Origin of the sequence: Rubrivirga aquatilis, from assembly GCF_046845665.1 — a bacterium.
GTDB lineage: Bacteria > Bacteroidota > Rhodothermia > Rhodothermales > Rubricoccaceae > Rubrivirga.
This window is the reverse complement of record NZ_CP177355.1, coordinates 2,404,129-2,424,372: the sequence shown is the minus strand read 5'-3', so window position 1 is coordinate 2,424,372 and position 20,244 is coordinate 2,404,129. Positions and strand designations below refer to the sequence as shown.

Here is a 20,244-nt window from a genome sequence, read left to right as displayed (position 1 = left end):
TCTTGGCACGTGAACCGTGGAAGTCCCGTCGAACGGGCGTCCAGTCCCCGTATCTATGCGTTAGGACTTCACACCCGCTGTCTATGCCCTTGCTCCGCCTCCCGCCCTTCCTCGCCCTCGTCGCCGTCGCAGCGCTCCTGTCCGCCAGCGGCATCGCCAGTGCTCAAACGACGCTCGCCCAGGGCGACATCGCCATCGTTGCGGCGGACGCCGCCGACGAACAGTTCTCGTTCGTCCTCCTCACCGATGTCCAGGGTGGCACGGTCATCCGGTTTTCGGACATCGACCTGCTGGCGGGCGGCGGCACGAGCGAGGACAATGGGGGGGATGGGACTGGGGACGGCATCGCGGAGGTGACGCTTAACGCCCTGTCCGCAGGGGCCGTCGTCACCGTGAACCTGTCTGGAGCGACCCTCGCAGACCCCAGCCAAGGGTCCATCACGATCACGAACAGTGGATTCCTCCTCTCGACCTTCGGAGACTCCATCGTCGCGTACCAAGGCGGGAGCGCCACGTCGGCCACGGGCGGCACGTACCTCTACTACGTCGAGCTCGACGACTCGAACTCCCAGGCGCCGGCCAGCCTCGGCGCCGACGCCGTGTTCCTGGACGGCGGCGATGGGTTCGTCTACGACACCCGTGCGGCTCCGACGGGGAAGGGCGCACGAGTCTCCGGCACCGTCGCCGAGCTCATCGCCGCGTTCAACGACGTGAGCAACTACGAGCTCACGACCGTCAACTTCACTCCTGGGAACTACCTGCCGGCGGCGTTCACCATCACGGACGGCGGCCCCACCATCACCATCACGCCGTCGAGCAGCACCGGGTCGCGGCTGGTGCTTGCCGAGGACGGGTCGCGGACGTTCACCGTGACGCTCTCGGAAGCCCCGGCGACCGACGTGACCGTCTCGCTCTCGTCGGGCGACGCCACCGAAGCCAGCGTCCCCGCCTCCGTCGTGGTCGCGGCCTCCACGACGAGCCAGACGTTCGACGTGGACGGCGTCGTGGATGGACTCGTCGACGGCGACCAGACAGTCACCATCACGACGGGCGCGGCGACCGGGGATGCCGCCTTCGCGGGGACCGACCCCGCCGACATCTTTCTGACCGTCACCGACGTCGACGTCGACCTCGGAACCGAACTCGTCCCAGGTGACCTCGCGATCGTGGCGGTGGCGCCCGTGAACGGTGGCTCCTCGTCGATCGGTGGGAATGACGGAGAAGAGTTCTCCTTCGTCCTGCTGACCGACGTCGAGACAAACACCCAGATCAACTTCTCGGACTACACCGTCAGCGCGAACGGCACGATTGCGGAGGGCGGCTTCGACGGGATCGTCACCGTCACGCTGAATGCGCTTGCGGCCGGAACGGTCGTGACCGTCAACCTGAACACCGGCCTGCTCGCCGACGGGTCTCAGGGGACCGTCGCGATTGTCGAGGGTGGGTTCATCCTCTCCGAGTTCGTGGGCGACGCCTTCTTCGCGTACCAGGGGAGCCCCACCTCGCCATCGCCGGGCGACTTCCTCTACTACACCGAGCTTCCCGACAGCGGGTCGGTGCCCCCGAGCGTCCTCGACGCGTCGGTCGTGTTCCAGCCGGGCAACCTCCGCGGGTTCTACTACGATGCCGATGGGGCCACGGAAGCCCCCACCTCCGGCTCGCGGGACGAGTTGCTCGCGGCCTTCAACGACGTCGGCTACTACGTGCTGCCGCAACGGGTCTCCGGAGTGGACGACGCCGACCGGAACCCGCTGGACTTCCTGCCGGACGCCTTCGAGATCCTGACCGGCGAGGGCGTCATCACCGTCTCGCCGCTCGCCCTCACCATCGCGGAGTCGGCCGAGACGGCCACGTTCGACGTGACCCTCTCGCGCGCGCCCGGCGGCGACGTGACCATTCCGATCTCGTCGGGCAACCCGGCAGAAGCGACTGTGTCCACGAGCTCGCTGACCTTCGCGGCAGGGACTTCCACCCTGACACAGACGGTGACCGTGACTGGCGTCAACGACGACTTGACCGATGGCGACCAGGTGGTGACCGTGGCGGTGGGCCGGGCGACCTCGCGCGACGCGGGGTACGACATGGAAGATCCGAACGACGTGACCGTGACCGTGACGGACGTCGGCGGCCGGGACAACACGGTGCAGTTCGCCGCTGTGCAACAGGCCGTCCTCGAGGACGCCGGCTCGGTCGATCTCGTCATCCAGATTGGGGGCGATCCCGACGAGCCCACCGAGGTCACCGTCTCGCTCGTCTCCGGCGACCCCGACGATCTCGGGGGGTTCACGTCTGCGACGGTCACGATCGGCGGCGAAAACGACGGGGCGGACGAGAACGGCCAGTACGTCGTCACGATTCCAATCACCGACGACGCCCGGCCCGAAGACCGGGAGACCTTCGTGTTCGGGCTCTCCATCGAGGACCCCGATGACAGCGGCGGCTTTGCGCTGGAAGTGGGCGGCATCGACCAGACGGTCCTCGTCGTCGTCGACAACGACGGCGACGCGGTCACGGTGGCGGTCCCCGCCAGCGACGGAGAGGTCCGCTTGCTGTCGGTCCCGGTCAGCGGGGCCACGGCGGCCGACCTTGCCGCCGCCGCCGCCGTCGAGACTGTCTTCGTCCTTGAGGGGACAGGCTTCGTGCCCGCAGCGGACGACGCGGTCCTGTCGGCGGGCCAATCGGTGCTGATCGAGAGCGGCGGCGCGTTCGAGCTTACCGGCTCGGCCTCGACCGGCGCGCTCTCGTTCGACGGCACGGCCGTCGCCGACGGGGGCCGCGTCCTGTTCTCGGTCGGCAACCCGACCGGCGCCGCCGTGTCGCTGGCCGACCTCGCGGTCGAGGGCGGCACGCTCGCCGACGTGGTGCTGGTGTTCGACGCGGCCCTCGGCGCGTTCCGCCCGGTCTCCCTCGCGGGTCTCGACGGTGACATCGAAGACTTCGCGCTCAGCGCCTACTCTGCCGTCATCGTCCAGGTGACGCCCGCCGGCGAGGAGGCCGTCTCCGTGACGCTCACCCCCGGAGACGCGTCCACGGGGACGCTCATCGAGGGCGCGGCCTTCGTGCCGACGGACGGCGAGACGGCAGTCGTCCTCGAGCTCCGCCCGCAGCCGTCCAATGGGGCCCCTGCTACGGAGACGCCCGGGGACCTCCTTGCGCTTCGCGTCGGGATCGGCGACACGGGCCTCGACCCGTTCGACGGCGCCGACGTCACGAGCCCGCTCGGTGGCACCCTGTCGGCCGTCGGCTTGGTCGACCCGTCCGCGTTCTGGGCCGCGCTCTCGGTGGGCGACCTGGCCCAAGGCGACCCGATCACGATCCCGCTCGCGGTGGCCCTCCCTGAGGAGGGGTTCTACCAGATCACGCTGGCCTCGCTGCCGAGCGAGATCGACGGGCGCCCCGTCCTTGTCGAGGTCTTCGAGGGCACGCGCAGCGTGGCCGTCGAGGACGGCACGGCGTTCCGGTTCAGGGCGACGGCGGCCGACACGGTCGCTACCCCGGGCCGTTTCTCCGTCCGCCTCTCGCTCGGCGCCGGCGTCGCGACGGAGGGTGAAGGTCTCGAACGCCTGTCTCTGGCCGTCTTCCCGAACCCCTCCGCCGGCCGAGCGACGGTGACGCTGACCTCGCAGGCAGGCACGGCTCGCGTGGCGGTCTACGACGCGCTTGGCCGCGAAGTCGCGGTCCTCCACGACGGGCCGACGGCCGGCGACCTCCGCCTCGGGATTGGCGACCTAGCGCCCGGCATGTACGTCGTCCGGGCTACGGGCGACGGCTTTGTCGAGACCCGGCCCGTTACGGTCGTGCGCTAAGCGAAGCCGCATCGGTTGACGCGCCCCGCTGGTGTTCCTGCCAGCGGGGCGCGTCCGTGTTCGTGACCTGCCAGGCCGACGCGTAGCGGCGTGGCGAACAAACGAGCCCGGGGTTCAGCCACGCTCCACGGACGCTGGAGGCGGAGCGGGTGCGTGCGCCGGGACTACGCATCGAGCGGGGCAGCGGCCGGCCGGCGACGGCTTCGCAGACCCCCGGACATTGGCTCCACCTGCCTCATAAATGGCCGTTTGTCATTCCTTCACAGAGCGCGGATCTTGCCGAGCGCCCTCACCCCACGCATGAACCTCGCTCCGGCCGCCGCCCTGGCCCCCATTCCCTTCACCTCGTCGCCCGGCCATACGCTGGGCGTCGAGCTCGAGCTCCAGCTCGTCGACCCGGTCACGTACAACCTCAAGCAGGGGTCGGTCGACCTCTTGGACCGGGTCGGCTACGATCACCCCAAGATCAAGCAGGAGCTCACCCAGTCGACCATCGAGGTGATCACCGGGATCTGCGACGACGTCGGAGGCGCCGTCGCTGACCTAACCGGCTCGATCCGCGAGCTGTACGCGGTCGGCGACGAACTCGGGATCGCCTTCTCGTCTGCCGGGACGCACCCGTTTGGGCAGTGGCGCGACCAGAAGGTCTTCCCCAACGACCGCTATCAGAACCTGGTCAACAAGATCCAGTGGCCCGCGCGGCGGCTGCTGATCTACGGGCTGCACGTCCACGTCGGGCTGTCGTCGGGCGAGAAGGCCATCGCCGTGTCGAACGCGCTGGCCGGGTACCTGCCGCACCTGCTGGCGATCTCCGCCTCGAGCCCGTTCGTGGACTTCGAGGACACCGGGCTGGCGTCGACGCGGTCGAAGATCTTCGAGGGGATGCCGACGGCCGGGCTGCCGTACCGGTTGGCCAATTACGGCGAGTTCCAGCGGTTCATGAACACGCTCGTTCGGGCCAAGGCCATCGAGACGATCCGCGAGATCTGGTGGGACATCCGGCCGCACCCCACCTTCGGGACGCTGGAGATCCGCATCTGCGACTCGCCCTCGACCATGAAGGAGCTGGCGTCGCTGGTGGCCCTCGTGCAGTGCCTGGTCGTGGCCATCGGCGACCGCTACGAGAGCGGCGCGCCGCTCAAGCTCCTCAAGCCGTGGATCCTGCGCGAGAACAAGTGGCGGGCCGTCCGTCACGGGCTCGACGCCGACATCATCCTCGACAACGACGGCGACCACGCACCGCTTCGCGAGTTCCTCCCCCAGCTCATCGAGCGGCTGACGCCTGTCGCCGAGCGGCTGAACTGCGCGACGGAGCTGGCCGGCCTCTACGAGATCCTGAACCACGGGGGCAGCTACGAGCGCCAGCGGGCGACGTACGAGCGGACGCGGCGCCTCCCCGATGTGGTGGCCGCGCTGTCGGCCGAGTTCCGCGACAGCATCGGCGCGTAGGGAGGGGCCGCGGAGGGGCGAGGGATCGCCGGCGAATGTCGATCCTGACCCCGCCCGCCGTCCGGGTTCGACGAACGGATTCGCCCCGGCGGGCGTTGCGACCTTTTCCCCGGTCCCCCCCGCCACACTGTGATCGCCAGCCCCGCTCCCCCCGACGTGACGCCCGACCTGTTGCCCGATCTTCGCCGGTCCCTCGTCGCCCTGCGCCGCACGCTGCACGCCTGTCCCGAGACGGGGTTCGACCTGGGCGAGACGGCAGCGACCCTCCGCGCGTGGCTGGAGGCGCGGGGTTTCGAGCCGTCGCCGCCCGTCGGGCAGATCGGGATGATGGTCGAGGTCGTGGGCGCCCGCCCCGGCCCCTCCGTCGTCTACCGGGCCGACATGGACGCGCTGCCGATCCACGAGCAGACCACGGCGAAGTACCGCTCGAAGGCGCCAGGCCGGATGCACGCCTGCGGCCACGACGCCCACATGGCGATTGGCGGCGGCGTGCTCCTGCTGGCGCGCGAGCGGGCCGACGAGTTCGCAGGGACGGTTCGCGTCGTGTTTCAGCCCGCCGAGGAGGTCTCCCCGTCCGGCGCCCCCGCCGTCATCGCCGACGGGGCGCTCGACGGCATCGAGGCGGCCTACGCCGTCCACGTCGACCCGTCGCTGCCCGTCGGCCGGTTCGGCTTCCGCAGCGGCTCGCTGACGGCCGCGTGTGCGCCGTTCACGGTCACCGTCAAGAGCGAGCGGTCGGGGCACTCCGCCCGCCCCCACGAGGCCGTGGATACCGTCTGGGTCTCGACCCAGATCGCGACCGAGCTGTATCAGCTGCCGGGCCGGGTGACGGACGCGCGCAAGACGGCCGTGCTCACCATCTGCCGCGTCGCGGGCGGCGACGCGCTCAACGTGATCCCGGCGTCGGTCGAGTTCGGCGGCACGCTGCGCTGTACCGACGGCGAGACGCTGGGCTTCCTGCGCGAGAAGATCCGCCGGGTCGCCGGCGCCCTGGGAGCGGTCTACGGCGCCGACGTAGAGGTCGAGTTCGGCACGACGCTGCCGGCCGTCGTCAACACCCCGGACGAGGTGGCGACCGCGCGTGGAGCCGCCACCGACGTGTTCGGGAGCGAGTCAGTCGTCGACATCCCGCTCCCGAGCATGGGCGGCGAGGACTTCTCGTACTTCCTCCAGAAGGTGCCCGGCGCCATGATCCGTGTCGGCTCCGCCAGCGGCCCCGAGACCCGGTACCCGCTCCACCACGCCCGCTTCGACCTCGACGAAGGCGCGCTCCCCCTTGCGGCCCGTCTGATGTCGGAGGTCTGCTTGCGGGACCTCGCGCGCCGGGCATGATCCGGGGCGTGGGCGTTTCGGGAGGGCCTCTACGGTTGACGGATCCCGCACTTAGGGCGTGGTCTCTATTCTTAGGGTGGATCCCCTGCCCGCCCGGATGCGTCGCGCCGCCCTCGCTGTCCTCGCTCTTGTTGCCCTCCCTGCGCTTGCACAACCGCAGAGCGACCTCGTCGTCAACGAGGTGATGTACGACCCGCCCGCGCCGCAGGCGTCGGGCAACGAGTGGATCGAGGTGCTGAACGTGAGCGACGGCGCGCACGACCTGGGCGGGCTGGCCGTGACCGACGGCGGCGGCACGTCGGCCGAGGTCCCCGCCGGGACGGTGCTGGCGTCGGGCGGCTTTCTGGTGCTCACGCGCGATGGCGACGCCTTCGCCGCGGCGTATCCCGGCGTCCCGTTCGTCGATCTCGACGGCTTCCCGGCCCTCAACAACTCTGGCGACCGCCTCGCCATCGTGCGCGGCGGGACCGAGGTCGACGCGGTCCCCTATCTCCCCTCATGGGGCGGCGCGGACGCGTCGCTGGAGCGGATCGACCCGCTCGGCCCGAGCGCCCAGGCCAGCAACTTCGCGACCTCGACCGCCAGCAGCGGCGGCACGCCGGGGGCGCAGAACTCGGTCTTCGCCCTAGACACCGACCCGCCCGGCCTCGTCACGGCCGAACCGCTCGATGCCCAGACGGTGCTCGTCACCTTCTCTGAGCCCGTCGACGCGAGCAGCGCGGAAACCACCAGCAACTATTCCATCGACGGCGGCATCGGCACGCCTGCGCTCGCGATGATCGGGGACGCCCCCAACGAGGTCGTGCTCGCGCTGGCCGTCCCGCTCGCTGGGCCGCAGACGTACACCCTCACGGTCCAAGGCATCGCGGACGTGCGCGGAAACGTGCTGGCGTCGGCGACCTCACGCTTTGTCTTCGGGCAGGGCGCCGTGCCTGCCCCGCGCGACCTCGTCCTCAACGAGTTCCTCTACGACCCGCCGTCGAGCGGCAACCCCGGCGAGTTCGTCGAGCTGTTCAACCGGACCGACCAGTCGTTCGACCTGCGCGACCTCACGCTCAACGACTCGACCGGCGACCCCGAGCCGATCACGACGGCGGCCGTCTTTGTCGAGCCCGGCGGCTACGCGGTCATCGTGGACGACGGCGCGGCGTTCGCGGCCCTTTTCCCCGGCGTCGCGTTCGTCGAGCAGCCCGGGTGGAGCCCGCTCAACAACTCCGGCGACGACCTTGTGCTGGCGTACCAGGGCCAGACGATCGACGCGCTGAGCTACCTGCCCTCGTGGGGCGGAACGGACGGAAGCCTCGAGCGCAAGGACCCCGATGGCCCCTCGTCGGTCGCCGCTAACTGGGCCACCACGACCGCCCCCGGCGGTGGGACGCCGGGCGCGCAGAACAGCCAGTTCATGCCCGACGTGACCGGCCCGACGTTGGTGTCGGCAGCCGCGTCCCCGGACGGCCGGACCGTCTTCGTCGCCCTCGACGAGCCCGCCACGCCTGCCTCCGTCACGCCCGGCGCCTTTTCGGTCAGCGGCACGACCGTCACCGACGCCAGCTACACGCCCGAGAGCACGACGGTCGCCCTCGCGCTCTCCGCCCCGCTTGCCGCCGGGACCTCGACGGTCACCGCGACCGGCCTGACCGACCTGCTGGGCAACACGACCGCGAGCAGCTCCACGACGGTCGACTTCACGCCCGACACGCTGGCCCCCGTGATCGCGCGCGTCACCGCGCTGTCGCCGTCGCGGCTCCGGGTCACGTTCTCCGAGCCCGTGATTGAGTCCTCGGCAACCAACGCTGGCGCCTACGCCGTCGAGACGGCGACCGTCGCGAGCGTGACGGCGACCGACACGGCAGACGGCGGGGTCGAGGCGGTCGAGGTGGTGCTGGCGGGCGACCTCGCCGAGCCGAATGTGTACACGCTCTCGGTCTCCGGACTGACCGACCTGGCGGGCAACACGACCGCCAGCACGTCGGCGCGCTTTTTCGTCGGCACGCCCGACACGCCGGGCGCGGGCGACCTGGCGATCACCGAGATCCTGTACGACCCGGCGGTCGGGAGCGCGGGCGAGTACGTCGAAGCGCTCAACACGTCCGCCTCGGGCGTCTTCTCGCTCGACCGCGTGACGCTCGACGACGGCGACGGGGACGGCGCCCCGCTGGCGTCCGAGCCCGCCGTGTTGCTGCCGGGCGAATACGTCGCCGTCGTCCGCGACGCCGACGGCTTCCGGGCCGCGTTCCCGGACGCCCCGTTCGTGGTCGGCGGCACCGCCATCAGCCTGTCGAACAGCGGCGAGGCGATCGTCCTGCGCGCGGCGGGCACCGTCCTCGACTCCGTCGTTTACCAGCCTGGGTGGCACCGCATCGAGCTCGACGTCTCGACCGGGATCAGCCTGGAGCGTCGGGACGCGAGGGCCGACCCGAACGTGGCCGCCAACTGGTCGTCGTCGCTGGCGCAAGCCGGGGGTACGCCGTCGGCGCCAAACTCCGTCGCCATCGCCGGGACGCCCGTCGAGCGCGATGCATCGCTGACGGTCACCAGCCCGTTCGCGCCGACGTTGGGGGAGGCCGCCCGGATCACGTACGCGCTGTCGACTGAGGCCGCGCTCGTCCGCGCCCGGGTCTACGACGGCGGCGGCCGGCTCGTCCGCGAGCTCGAGCCGGGCCGCCTGAGCGGATCGACGGCGACGCTCACGTGGGACGGCACCGGCGACGACGGGCGCCCGCTGCGCGCGGGGATCTACGTCGTCCTCGTCGAGGCTGTCGACGCGCAGGGCGGGACCACGGAGGCGCTGCGCGGGGCGATCGTGTTGGCGCGGCCTCGGGGGTAGGCACGCCGGAACGCACGAGCGCAAACGAGGCCCTCGACCCTGCGTTCCTGCGCGTGCGGTCCGGCGCTCCGGCAGCCCCGTACCTTGCGGTGGCTGCGCGAGGAATCCACCCGGGCCAGCGGCACGGACGGAACAGCGGTGGCCGTTTACGATTCGACCCGACCGCCCCCGGACCCATGAACACGACCCCGATCGCCCCGACCGCGCCTGCCGGCGCCCCGACGCTCCCGCCCCCCGTCTCCCTCAGCGACCGCGCCGCGGCCGAGGTGCGCCGGATCGTCGCCAACAAGCAGATCCCCGCCGAGTACGGCTTGCGCGTCGGCGTCAAGGGCGGCGGCTGCTCGGGCATGAGCTACGTGCTCGGCTTCGACAAGCGCCGCGAGCACGACCTGGCGTTCGACCTCGCCGCCGAGGGCGGCGACCCGATCGCCGTGTTCATGGACAAGCGCCACGGCCTCTACCTCATGGGCACGACCGTCGACTACCACGACGGCCTCGACGCCCGCGGGTTCGTCTTCGAGAACCCCCAGGCCACCCAGACCTGCGGCTGCGGCTCGTCGTTCGCGGCCTAAACCGGTGGGTCGGTAGATCCCTGGGTCGGTGACCGGCGTTCACCCCCCCCGCGTTCTTACAGACTGATCCACCGACCGACCCACTGATCCCCATGGAAGGCAACTTTTCCAACCGCGTCCGCGACGTGATCTCGTACTCCCGAGAGGAGGCCATCCGGCTCGGGCACGACTACATCGGCACCGAGCACCTCCTCCTCGGCATCATCCGGGAGGGCGAAGGCATCGCCGTCAAGATCCTGCGCAACCTCGGCTGCGACCTCTTCAAGCTCAAGAAGGCTGTCGAGGACACCGTCCGCTCGTCGGGCGGCACGCTCACGGTCGGCAACATCCCGCTGACGAAGCAGGCCGAGAAGGTCCTCAAGATCACCTACCTCGAGGCCAAGCTCTACAAGAGCGACGTGATCGGGACCGAGCACCTGCTGCTCTCGCTCCTGCGCGACGACGAGAACGTCGCCGCCCAGATCCTGCAGCAGGCCTTCTCGGTGAGCTACGACGCCGTCCGCGCCGAGCTCGACTCGATCCTGTCCGGCAAGGCCTCCCCCCGCGCCGCGTCGTCCGACGAGCCGCCCTCGCGCGGCGGGCGCTCCCGATCCAGCAGCAAACGAGAGATGGCTGAAAAATCCAAGACCCCGGTCCTCGACAACTTCGGCCGGGACCTTACCACACTCGCCGAGGACGGCAAGCTCGACCCGATCGTCGGCCGCGAGGTCGAGATTGAGCGCGTGGCGCAGGTCTTGTCCCGCCGCAAAAAGAACAACCCCGTGCTCATCGGCGAGCCCGGCGTCGGCAAGACGGCCATCGCCGAGGGGCTCGCGCTGCGCATCGTCCAGCGCAAGGTCTCCCGCATCCTCTACGACAAGCGCATCGTGACGCTCGACCTGGCCGCGCTCGTGGCCGGGACGAAGTACCGTGGCCAGTTCGAGGAGCGGATGAAGGCCGTCATGACGGAGCTCGAGAAGAACCAGGACGTGATCCTGTTCATCGACGAGCTCCACACGCTCGTCGGCGCCGGCGGCGCCAGCGGGTCGCTCGACGCCTCAAACATGTTCAAGCCCGCGCTCGCGCGCGGCGAGATCCAGTGCGTCGGCGCGACGACGCTCGACGAATACCGCCAGTACATCGAGAAGGACGGCGCGCTCGACCGCCGCTTCCAGAAGATCCTGGTCGACCCGGCCACGCCGGAGGAGGCCGTCGAGATCCTGACCCAGATCCAGGGCAAGTACGAGGAGCACCACAACGTCGAGTACGCCGAGGGCACGATCGAGCTGATCGTCAAGCTGTCCGAGCGCTACATCACCGACCGGCACCTCCCCGACAAGGCCATCGACGTCTTGGATGAGGCGGGCGCTCGCGTCCACCTCGCCAACATCAAGGTCCCGCCGGAGGTCATCGAGCTCGAAGAGCAGATCGAGGCCGTCAAGGAGGAGAAAAACCAGGTCGTCAAGTCGCAGAACTTCGAGAAGGCCGCTCAGCTCCGCGACCGCGAGAAGAAGCTCCAAGAGGAGCTCCAGAACGTCAAGGAGGAGTGGGAGCGGCAGGCCGAGGACGAGACGTACCCCGTTACCGAGACCGACATCTCGGCCGTCGTCGCCATGATGACCGGCGTGCCGGTCGACCGCGTGCAGACGACCGAGGGCGCCAAGCTGCTCAACATGGAGGAGGAGCTCAAGGGCAAGGTCGTCGGGCAGAGCGAGGCGCTCGTCAAGCTGTCTCGGTCGATCCGCCGAACGCGCGCGGGCCTCAAGGACCCCAAGCGTCCCATCGGCTCGTTCATTTTCCTGGGGCCCACGGGCGTCGGCAAGACGGAGTTGGCGAAGCGGCTCACCGAGTACCTCTTCGACAGCCAGGACGCGCTCATCCGGATCGACATGTCGGAGTACATGGAGAAGTTCTCCGTGTCGCGGCTCGTCGGTGCGCCTCCCGGCTACGTCGGCTACGAGGAGGGCGGGCAGCTGACCGAGAAGGTCCGCCGCAAGCCGTACTCGGTCGTGCTCCTCGACGAGATCGAGAAGGCGCACCCCGACGTGTTCAACATCCTGCTCCAGGTGCTCGACGACGGGATCCTGACCGACGGCCTCGGCCGCCGCGTGGACTTCCGGAACACGATCATCATCATGACCTCGAACATCGGGGCCCGGGACATCAAGAACATGGGCAAGGGGATCGGCTTCTCCCTGTCCGACGACGCCTTCGACTACTCGAAGATGAAGTCGACCGTCGAGGACGCCCTCAAGAAGGTCTTCAACCCCGAGTTTCTCAACCGGATCGACGACGTCATCGTCTTCCACCCGCTGGAGAAGTCGCACATCCTGGAGATCATCGACGTGATGAAGGCGGACCTCTTCGCGCGTGTCGAGGAGCTCGGCATCGGGATCGAGCTCTCGCAAGCGGCCAAGGAGTTCTTGGTCGAGAAGGGCTTCGACCCCCAGTTCGGCGCCCGACCGCTCCGCCGCGCCATCCAGAAGTACGTCGAGGACCCGATGGCCGAGGCCATCCTGACCAACGACCTGCAGGAAGGCGCCAAGATCTCGGTCGACTACAAGGGCGAGGGCGAAGAGCTCTCGTTCAAGACCCGGAAGCAGCGCAAGAAGAAGGCGGCCCCGGAGCCGGACGCCGAGGCTGAAGAGCCCGAAGCCGAGGCCCCCGCTTCCGACGACTAGCGCCCCCGTGATCCGTCGGTCCGCCCGCCTCGGCCCTGCGCCGGGGCGGGCGGTCTCGTTTTGTAGCAGTGCACTGGCGCCGGGGTTAGTCGGAGTCCCCGGCGTCCGCTGGCGGATCGTAGTCGCGGCTCGTCACCACTCCGCCCCGATAGCCGGGCGCGTCGCTGGCCGGGAAGGACTCGTAGCTGGCCTCGTCGACCTCGTTCGCCGGGTCGATGGTCTCCTCGACTGGAACGACGGGCTCGAGCGCGTCGGCGGGCAGACGCTCGTCAGATGGGCGGTCGGGGGCATCGGACATGGAGACGCGCGGAGGTACCGATTGTAAACGGCGGCGGCTGGGCCAGCAGTTCCGAATCCAGCACGGGCACAAAAAAACGCTGGCGCCCGGATGGAGCGCCAGCGTTCGCAAGTCGAGTCGGAGCGGATTGCTAGCGGATCAGCGAGACCGACCGGGTGGCCGTCTGCCCTCGGCCGTCGGTGGCGCGGATGAGGTAGAGGCCCGGCGGCAGGTCCCCGGCGCCGACGCGCAACGTGTAGGTGCCCGCGGCAAGGTCGCCGTCGTGCAGGAGCGCGACGCGGCGCCCGAGGGCGTCGTGGACGGCGACCGAGAGCGTCGTCGGCTCGTCGATGGTCAACGTCAGCCGCGTCGAGGCCGAGAAGGGGTTCGGGCTCGGGGCCGAGAGGCGGAAGGGGCGCGGCGCGTCGTCCGTCTGAACGAGCGAGACCTCGGCGCCGGGAACGGCCGCGGCGAGCGCGGGGACGGCGCCGACCGCCAGCAGGGCGGCCACGAGGGCGAAACGTCGGACGGAGTAGAAAAGGGCCATCGGCGTGGGGGGGGGACCGGCGGTAAGGTCGGGTCTACGGGTAAGAGATCCAAACGGATCCGGGGGCCGAAGCGTGCCCTACCAGAGTCTTCGAGTTCGGGTATCGGCGCGGATGGCCGGGTCCAGCACGTTCGGCCGCTCCTTCCCGCCGAACGAGCGGTGCATGAGCGCGACCGCCATCCCCGTCAGAAAGCCGCCGATGTGGGCGCCATAGGCCACTCCCCCGGTCTCCTCCGTAATCGCCGACGCGCCCCACTGGTTAAAAAACTGGAGCCCGATCCACAGCCCCAAGACGAGAACCGCAGGGACGGATACGACGCGGATGAAGAACACGGCGTGGACCCGGTTCTTCGGAAACAACACCAGATAGGCGCCAAGCACCCCGGCAATGGCCCCGCTGGCGCCGAGGTTTGGGATCAGTCCGCTCGGGCTCATGGCGACCTGCACAAGCGTCGCCACGATGCCGCTGGCAAGGTAGAAGAGCAGGAACGGGCCGGTTCCGAACCGATGCTCGACATTGTCTCCAAATATCCACAGATACAACACATTGCCAGCAATGTGGGCCCACCCGCCGTGCATGAACATGGCCGACAGGATCGTCAGGTAGAGCAGCGCGCCCGGGCCCGGGGCCGGCCGCTGCGGGATGTCGGCCGACGACCGGATCTCGACGCCGCCGTCGAGCCCCGGGATCGGCTTGTCGTTGACGAGGTCCTCCCCGGTCGTCAGCTCGGCCGGAACGACGCTCCAGCCGTAGGTGAACGCGGGGTCGGCGAGCTGGTAGCCGAAGACGAGCACGTTCGCGACCACGAGCAGGATCGTGGCCCAGGCGCGGCCGTCAAGGTGGCGGTCGTCGTCGCTGATCGGGAAGAGCATCCGGGGGGTCGGTACGTTGCGGCCCCTCCAACCGCGCCGCCGTGTCCCCGGGTCCAACGACTGTTTCCATCCTGGGCACCGGCCTGATCGGCGCCTCGCTTGGCCTAGCCATCCGGCGACGGTTTCCTGCGGTCGAGGTCGTAGGCGCCGACCCGAACGTGGACCACGCGCAGACGGCCCTCACGCGCGGCGCCGTGTCGCGACTCTCCTCCCTGGCCGGTGCCGCCGCGGTCGGCGACGTCGTGGTGCTGGCGGCGCCGCTCGACGCCCTCCCCCACCTGTTGGCGACGGCCGCCGAGCACGCCCAACCCGGCGCGCTCGTCACAGACGTCGGCTCGGTCAAGACGAGCATCATGGCGGCGGCGCGGGCCCTGCCCGGCGTTCGGTTCATCGGCGGCCACCCGATGGCGGGCGCGGCGGCCGGGGGTCCTGGGCAGGCCGACGCGCTGCTGTTCGAGAATGCGGTCTACGTGCTCACGCCGGAGGACGCGGACGACCTCGCGCCGGAGGCGCTGTGGCTGGTCGACGCCGTCGGCGCGCGGGCCGTGGTGATGGAGGCCGAGCGGCACGACCGCGCCGTCGCCGCCGTGAGCCATCTGCCCCAACTGCTGGCGGTTGCCCTTGTCGAGTCGGCCGCCGAGGCTGGAGACGACGCGCTGGCGCTGGCGGCGGGCGGGTTTCGGGACATGACGCGGATCGCTGGCTCGCCGTTTTCGACGTGGGGACCGATCCTGCGCGACAACCGCGACGCCGTCCTCAGGGCGCTCGACGGCTTCCGGCGCCAGCTCGACGCCGTCCGGAACGCGGTGGCGGAGACGCCGGACGCCCTGGCGACCGCCTTTGAACACGCCGGGCAGACGCGCGCGGCGTTGCCCTCGGCCTCGAAGGGCTCGCTGACGCCCCTCGCCGACATCGTCGTGTGGGCCGATGACCGGCCCGGATTCTTGCACGGGCTCACCGGGGCCGTCGCCGAGGCCGGGCTCAATCTGCGGGACGCAGAGCTCCTACGCATCCGCTCTGGGGAGGTCGGGACGTTTCGCTTCGGGTTCGAGACGGCCGGCGACGCCGACGCCGCCCTCCAGGCTCTCAACGCGGCGGGCTACCGCGCGGAGCGACGCTAGGTCTGGGAGCGGGGGCGAGCAGGGTCCGCGCTCTGCCCCTGCTCGCTCCCTGCTCCCCGGACTACTCCTCCTCGTCGTTGATCGGGCCGTCGAAGGCGGCGGACACCTGCCCGACGTCCTTCAGCGCGGCGGCCCCGCCCCGATCGGCGTCGACGATCACGTTGTCGGAGTCGACCGCGCGCTCGACCGTCACCTGGTAGCGCATGAAGTCTTCCGACAGGCCGCCCGGACCGGCTTCCTCGCCGGACAACGGGATGGCCTGGATCACCTTCCAGCCCTGGCCGATCTGGCGACCGATCTCGGTCATGTGCTGGTCCTGGCCGTCGTGCTCTTCGACGTTGACGGAGACGAGAAGGGTCTGGAGTTCTTTCTGCATGGTCTGAGGGGGAGAAGTGGCCGGGTCAACGCCCGGACGCGAGCCGGGGTTCAGAGGAGCCCGCGGGCGAGCGCCCACAACACAGCGGCCGCATGCACCGCGTGAACGACCCTCCCCTCCTCCACCAGCCCCACCAGCGAGTCGACTGCGACGACGCGGACACGGAGATCCTCCGACACCTCGGGGTCCGGCTCGGCCACCTTCCGGCACCCGGTGCCCACGAAGACGTGTCCGACGTTCGTCTGCCGCCCGGGCTCCGGCGCCAGCGCGCCGAGCGCCAGCAGTACCCCTGTCTCGTATCCGGTCTCCTCGCGGAGCTCGCGCCGCGCCGCCGCCGCCGGCGTCTCCCCAGGATCGACGACTCCGGCGGGCAGCTCCAGCGACGCGACCCCGAGCGCGTACCGATGCTGCTCCACGAGCACGGCCTCGCCGTCGTCCGTGAGCGCCAGCACACACGCCCAGTCCGGCGCTTCGACGACGTGGAACTCGTCGATGACGTGGCCGGAGGGCAGCCGGACGCGGTCGGCGCGGAGCCCGAGCCACGGGCGGTCGACGATTCGATGGGAGGCGAGCGGCGTCCAGGGGCGAGGCGTGTCCATGCCCAAAGCTAGCCGGGCGCTGAGACGGCGTGAAGAGGGCGCTCGGCACGCATCCCGCGTTGACTCCCGCGCGGGGGGGCCCGTACCTTCGTCGTCCGCTCGGGTCACCGGGCGCATGCGGAACTAGCTCAGCTGGTAGAGCGCCACCTTGCCAAGGTGGAGGTCGCGGGTTCGAGTCCCGTGTTCCGCTCCAGACGCCCCCGGAGATGCCTCCGGGGGCGTTTTTTGTTCGACCTACCGACGCGAGGCCCGCACAACCTCGACCGCCAGCGACGCGCCGGTAGGTTCGCGTCCGCCCCCTCCCCCGCTATGGCGAAGCTCACCGTCGTCCGCCAGTTCTGGCAGTTCCTCCGCGTCCGCAAAAAGTGGTGGCTGCTCCCGATCGTTATCGTGCTCCTGCTGCTCGGCGGGATCGTGACGGCCGCCTCTGGGAGCGCGCTCGCGCCATTCGTCTACGCCCTCTTTTAGCGGATCATCGGCTCAGCGGACCATCGGAACGCAAGGCGTGGCGTGCCTCACTTCTGGGACGGCGCATCCGCACAAGCCATTTGCCACCCACTTGCGGAACGCTTGCATTCCATCGTTCCCGTCTGAGTCGGGCGCATGTTCGACCGGGGTTGCGCTTGCCTTGGCTCAGGTCTCTCTCTTCCTCGTCGCATGCGCCTCGTCGCCCTCGGCCTGCTGGCCCTCGCCTTCGCCGCCCCCACCCAGGCTCAGGAGGCCATCCGGCCCAGCTTGCGGTCCACCTTCGTGGTTCCGGCCCACGCGGGCGAAGCGGTCCGCGTCACGACCTACGCCCGCCGGCCGCCGCAGCAGGGCCGGCTCGCGCGCCGCTACCGGGGCATCCGGGCCAACCGCACGCTGCGCCAGCCGATGCGCGCCGTTCAGGCCCGCCCCGCCGCCCCCGTTTTCCGGACGCCCTCGCAGAGCTACGTCCGCGTGGGTGGCTCGTACTTCCTCGTCGTCCCGACCCGCTAGCGCGACGTCGGCCTATGTGCCGGCAGCGTACTTGACGGAACAGCCATAGGGCGGCGTGGTCGCCGGGTCCGCCGGGCGCCCATCGGCGAGCGCCGCCAGCGCGTCTGCTACGTAGTCGCGGGCCCCGTCGAGGTCGGCGAGATCGCTCGTCGGGCGGTCATCGATGGCCCCATTGTAGACGACGGCGCCCCCCGCGTCGATTACGAACATGTGGGGCGTCGTCTGGGCGCCGTAGGCGCGGCCGACCGTGCCGGTCGGGTCGAGGAGCACGGCGGCCTGCTGCCCGCCCTCGCTCGCGGTGCGGGCGTCCATCGCGGCGGGCTCGAAGTGGCCTTGCTCGCCGGGCGCCGACGACACGACGGAGAGCCAGACGATGCCGTCGGTTTCCGCCTGCTGCTGGCGGGCCTGCATCGCGCCCCCGCCGTACTGCTTGCCGACGTAGGGGCAGTCGTAGTTGAGCCACTCCAGCACGACCGTTTGGCCCCGGTAGTCCGCTAGCGCGTGCGTCTCGCCGGCGGTGTCAACGAGCTCGAAGGTGGGCGCTTGCGCCCCAGGCGTCGGGGCGGTCTGGAGGGTCTCCGTCGCTACGACCGTCTCGGTGGGCGCGTCGGCGGGCTCGGGCGCCTCTGCGCACGCAGCGGTGAACAGGGCGAGGGCGAGGAGCGAGGCGCGCATGGCTAGCGGGAGGCGGTGTCGAGAGGAGCGGTGCCGAGGGCGTCGACCAGGATGCCGGGCGTCAGGATTTCGGGCAAGATGACCGGCTCGGCACCGTCGCCCGGGAAGAGCACGTAGAGCGGGACGCCCGAGCGGCCGAAGCGGTCGAGGAACGCGGTGACGGCCGGGTTCTGGTCCGTCCAGTCCGCCCGCACACGGGCCACGTCGTGCGCCGCGAACGCCTCTTCGACAGCGTCCGATGCCAGCGCGGTCTGCTTGTTGACCTGGCAGGTGAGGCACCACGACGCCGTCACGTCGACGAACACGGGGCGCCCCTCGGCCACCAGCGATTCGAGTTCGCGAGCATCGTAGGCCGCCCACGTCTCGGTCTCTGGCGCCAGCGACGCACCCGCCAGCGCGACTGCCGCCCCCATCGCCAACAGGCTCGTGGTCCGCCCGACAACCAGCGCGCGGCGCGGAGAGCCCGACGGCCACCGCCCCCACGCCCACGCGCCGAGCGCGCCAACAACGAGCGCCAGCAGCAGCACGGCCGCCGCGTCGAGGTCGCGCAGCGTCCCGAACACCCAGACCAGCCAGACGGCCGTCGCCAGCAGCGGGAAGGCGAGAACCTGGCGCAGCGTCACCATCCACGGGCCCGGACGCGGGAGCCGGTCGAGGAGCGCAGGCTGGAAGCTGAGCAGCACGTACGGCGCCGCCATCCCGACACCGAGGGCTCCAAAGACGGCCAGCGCAATCGGCGCGGGCTGGACGACGGCGAACCCGAGCGCGCCCGCCATAAACGGCGCCGTGCACGGAGAGGCCACAACGGTCGCCAGCACGCCGGACAGGAACGCCCCGCTCAGGCCGTCGCCCCGGTCGAGCTGGCCCCCGACCCGCGCGGCGCCCTGGCCGATCTCGAACACGCCCAACAAGTTGAGCGCCAGCGCCACCATCAGCGCGGCGAGTGCGGCCACGACCCACGGGTAGCTGAGCTGGAAGCCCCAGCCGGTCCCGTCGCCGGTCGCCTTCAGCGCCAGCAGCACGGCGGCGAGCGCCAGGAACGACGCCACGACGCCGGCCCCGAACGCCAGCCCGTGCAGCCGCAGCGCGCGGCGGTCGTCGGTGCGGCCCTCGACGAACCCCAGGATCTTGATGCTCAGGATCGGGAAGACGCACGGCATCAGGTTGAGCACGACGCCGCCGAGCAGCGCCAGCATCAGCGCGCTCCACAGCGTCAGCGACGACGTGAGCGCGACGGCGGCGACATCGACGCCTGCGACAGGCACGGACAGTTCGACGGCCGCATCGCCAGCGACGAGGACGCCCGCGAGCGTCTCGCTCGGACTGCTGGCGTATGGCGACCCGGTCAGCTCGACGGCGTACGCGCGGCCCTCGGCGCGGAAGGCTTGCGGCGCCCCGTGGTCGAGCACGCCCTTGGCGGACGGAAAGAACGTGGCGTCCGCGAAGTCGACGCCGGCGGGCGGGACGACGGTCAGCACGTAGCCGCCGGCCGTCGCGCTCGCGCTGGCGGTCCACTCGGCCGACGGGATCGGGAGGGCAGCGCGGGCGGCGTCGAGCGCGCCTGTCCGGACCGTCTCCCCGACCGGCACCGTCAACGCCAGCGTCGCAGAGGCGGGCAGACACACATCCGCGCAGATGAGGTAGCGGAGGTCGGCCGCGAGGTCGACCGCGCCCGACACGCCCGCGGGCAGTACCACGTCGGTGACGAACATCGGGGTGCCGCCGTGCGCGAAGGTCACGATCCCGGCCTCCTCGTAGACGTCCGGCGCCGGGAAGCGGAGCGGCCCGGCCCCAGCGCCCGCCGGCAGCGTCCACTCGACCGTGACCGGCTGGCCGCTGTCGCCAGGGTTCTGCCAGTAGACGTGCCACCCGTCCTCCACGACAATCTCGACGGCGACACCCAGGGTGTCGCCGGGCGCGATGGCCGTCGCGTCGGCGACCAAGCGCACGTCGGAGTGCGGGGTCGGGTCGGCGGGCGCCGGCACCTGGGCGCTGGTGCCAGCCGAGAGAAGGGCGAAGACGAGGGAGAGCACGCGCATAGACGCAAGAAACGACGGCGCCCGCGCGCCGGTCTCCGGACGCGCAGGATTCGCACGTCCTTACGGACCCGACCCCGTCGCGGACGGTACCACCCACTCCCCGTTTTCCTCGT

16 protein-coding genes and 1 tRNA gene are annotated in these 20,244 nt (G+C 70.6%); 10 read left to right on the top strand and 7 right to left on the bottom strand.

Annotation, left to right across the window (positions count from 1 at the left end; all coding sequences use genetic code 11):
• The first annotated feature begins 83 nt into the window (after positions 1–83).
• The 6 genes from ACLII4_RS10530 to ACLII4_RS10505 all read left to right on the top strand — a co-directional run bounded on the left by ACLII4_RS10530 (position 84) and on the right by ACLII4_RS10505 (position 12,646).
• Complete coding sequence (locus ACLII4_RS10530; RefSeq protein ID WP_412067354.1) at positions 84–3,806, top strand: T9SS type A sorting domain-containing protein; 3,723 nt, start codon at positions 84–86, stop codon at positions 3,804–3,806.
• A 300-nt stretch (positions 3,807–4,106) separates the two neighbouring features.
• Complete coding sequence (locus tag ACLII4_RS10525; RefSeq protein WP_412067353.1) at positions 4,107–5,255, top strand: glutamate--cysteine ligase; 1,149 nt, start codon at positions 4,107–4,109, stop codon at positions 5,253–5,255.
• Positions 5,256–5,384: 129 nt separating this feature from the next.
• The gene (locus ACLII4_RS10520; RefSeq protein ID WP_412067352.1) at positions 5,385–6,587 is read left to right on the top strand and encodes a M20 metallopeptidase family protein; all 1,203 of its coding nucleotides are present in this window, start codon (positions 5,385–5,387) and stop codon (positions 6,585–6,587) included.
• 97 nt (positions 6,588–6,684) lie between these two features.
• Complete coding sequence (locus tag ACLII4_RS10515; RefSeq protein WP_412067351.1) at positions 6,685–9,414, top strand: lamin tail domain-containing protein; 2,730 nt, start codon at positions 6,685–6,687, stop codon at positions 9,412–9,414.
• Between the two features lie 176 nt (positions 9,415–9,590).
• Positions 9,591–9,986 (top strand): HesB/IscA family protein, encoded by a 396-nt coding sequence (locus ACLII4_RS10510; RefSeq protein WP_412067350.1) that lies wholly within the window; start codon positions 9,591–9,593, stop codon positions 9,984–9,986.
• A gap of 92 nt (positions 9,987–10,078) precedes the next feature.
• Positions 10,079–12,646, top strand: a complete 2,568-nt coding sequence (locus tag ACLII4_RS10505) for an ATP-dependent Clp protease ATP-binding subunit (RefSeq protein WP_412067349.1) — start codon at positions 10,079–10,081, stop codon at positions 12,644–12,646.
• Positions 12,647–12,731: 85 nt separating this feature from the next.
• On the opposite strand, the gene ACLII4_RS10500 is transcribed toward ACLII4_RS10505, so the two are convergent.
• The 3 genes from ACLII4_RS10500 to ACLII4_RS10490 all read right to left on the bottom strand — a co-directional run bounded on the left by ACLII4_RS10500 (position 12,732) and on the right by ACLII4_RS10490 (position 14,343).
• The gene (locus ACLII4_RS10500; protein ID WP_412067348.1) at positions 12,732–12,944 is read right to left on the bottom strand and encodes a hypothetical protein; all 213 of its coding nucleotides are present in this window, start codon (positions 12,942–12,944) and stop codon (positions 12,732–12,734) included.
• A 130-nt stretch (positions 12,945–13,074) separates the two neighbouring features.
• Positions 13,075–13,470: a T9SS type A sorting domain-containing protein gene (locus ACLII4_RS10495; RefSeq protein WP_412067347.1), complete on the bottom strand. Its 396-nt coding sequence runs from the start codon at positions 13,468–13,470 to the stop codon at positions 13,075–13,077.
• 78 nt (positions 13,471–13,548) lie between these two features.
• The gene (locus ACLII4_RS10490) at positions 13,549–14,343 is read right to left on the bottom strand and encodes a rhomboid family intramembrane serine protease (protein ID WP_412067346.1); all 795 of its coding nucleotides are present in this window, start codon (positions 14,341–14,343) and stop codon (positions 13,549–13,551) included.
• Between the two features lie 41 nt (positions 14,344–14,384).
• On the opposite strand from ACLII4_RS10490, the gene ACLII4_RS10485 reads away from it, so the two are divergent.
• Entirely contained in the window at positions 14,385–15,464 is a 1,080-nt protein-coding gene (locus tag ACLII4_RS10485) for a prephenate dehydrogenase/arogenate dehydrogenase family protein (protein WP_412067345.1), read from the top strand.
• 61 nt (positions 15,465–15,525) lie between these two features.
• Here ACLII4_RS10485 and ACLII4_RS10480 read toward each other — a convergent pair whose 3' ends face one another.
• The gene (locus ACLII4_RS10480; RefSeq protein WP_412067344.1) at positions 15,526–15,840 is read right to left on the bottom strand and encodes a hypothetical protein; all 315 of its coding nucleotides are present in this window, start codon (positions 15,838–15,840) and stop codon (positions 15,526–15,528) included.
• A 50-nt stretch (positions 15,841–15,890) separates the two neighbouring features.
• The gene (locus ACLII4_RS10475) at positions 15,891–16,439 is read right to left on the bottom strand and encodes an NUDIX hydrolase (RefSeq protein WP_412067343.1); all 549 of its coding nucleotides are present in this window, start codon (positions 16,437–16,439) and stop codon (positions 15,891–15,893) included.
• A gap of 117 nt (positions 16,440–16,556) precedes the next feature.
• Between ACLII4_RS10475 and ACLII4_RS10470 the strand changes: the two genes are divergently transcribed.
• The 3 genes from ACLII4_RS10470 (at position 16,557) to ACLII4_RS10460 (ending at position 17,417) form a co-directional block, all read left to right on the top strand.
• Positions 16,557–16,632: transfer RNA gene (locus ACLII4_RS10470), tRNA-Gly, on the top strand.
• A 116-nt stretch (positions 16,633–16,748) separates the two neighbouring features.
• A complete protein-coding gene (locus tag ACLII4_RS10465) occupies positions 16,749–16,907 on the top strand; it encodes a DUF5989 family protein (RefSeq protein ID WP_412067342.1) in 159 nt (52 codons plus the stop codon).
• A 189-nt stretch (positions 16,908–17,096) separates the two neighbouring features.
• Positions 17,097–17,417, top strand: a complete 321-nt coding sequence (locus tag ACLII4_RS10460) for a hypothetical protein (RefSeq protein WP_412067341.1) — start codon at positions 17,097–17,099, stop codon at positions 17,415–17,417.
• 12 nt (positions 17,418–17,429) lie between these two features.
• Here the strand turns inward: ACLII4_RS10460 and ACLII4_RS10455 are convergent, their stop codons facing one another.
• Entirely contained in the window at positions 17,430–18,092 is a 663-nt protein-coding gene (locus ACLII4_RS10455) for a redoxin domain-containing protein (RefSeq protein ID WP_412067340.1), read from the bottom strand.
• 2 nt (positions 18,093–18,094) lie between these two features.
• Complete coding sequence (locus tag ACLII4_RS10450; RefSeq protein WP_412067339.1) at positions 18,095–20,131, bottom strand: protein-disulfide reductase DsbD family protein; 2,037 nt, start codon at positions 20,129–20,131, stop codon at positions 18,095–18,097.
• Positions 20,132–20,244: the final 113 nt, after the last annotated feature.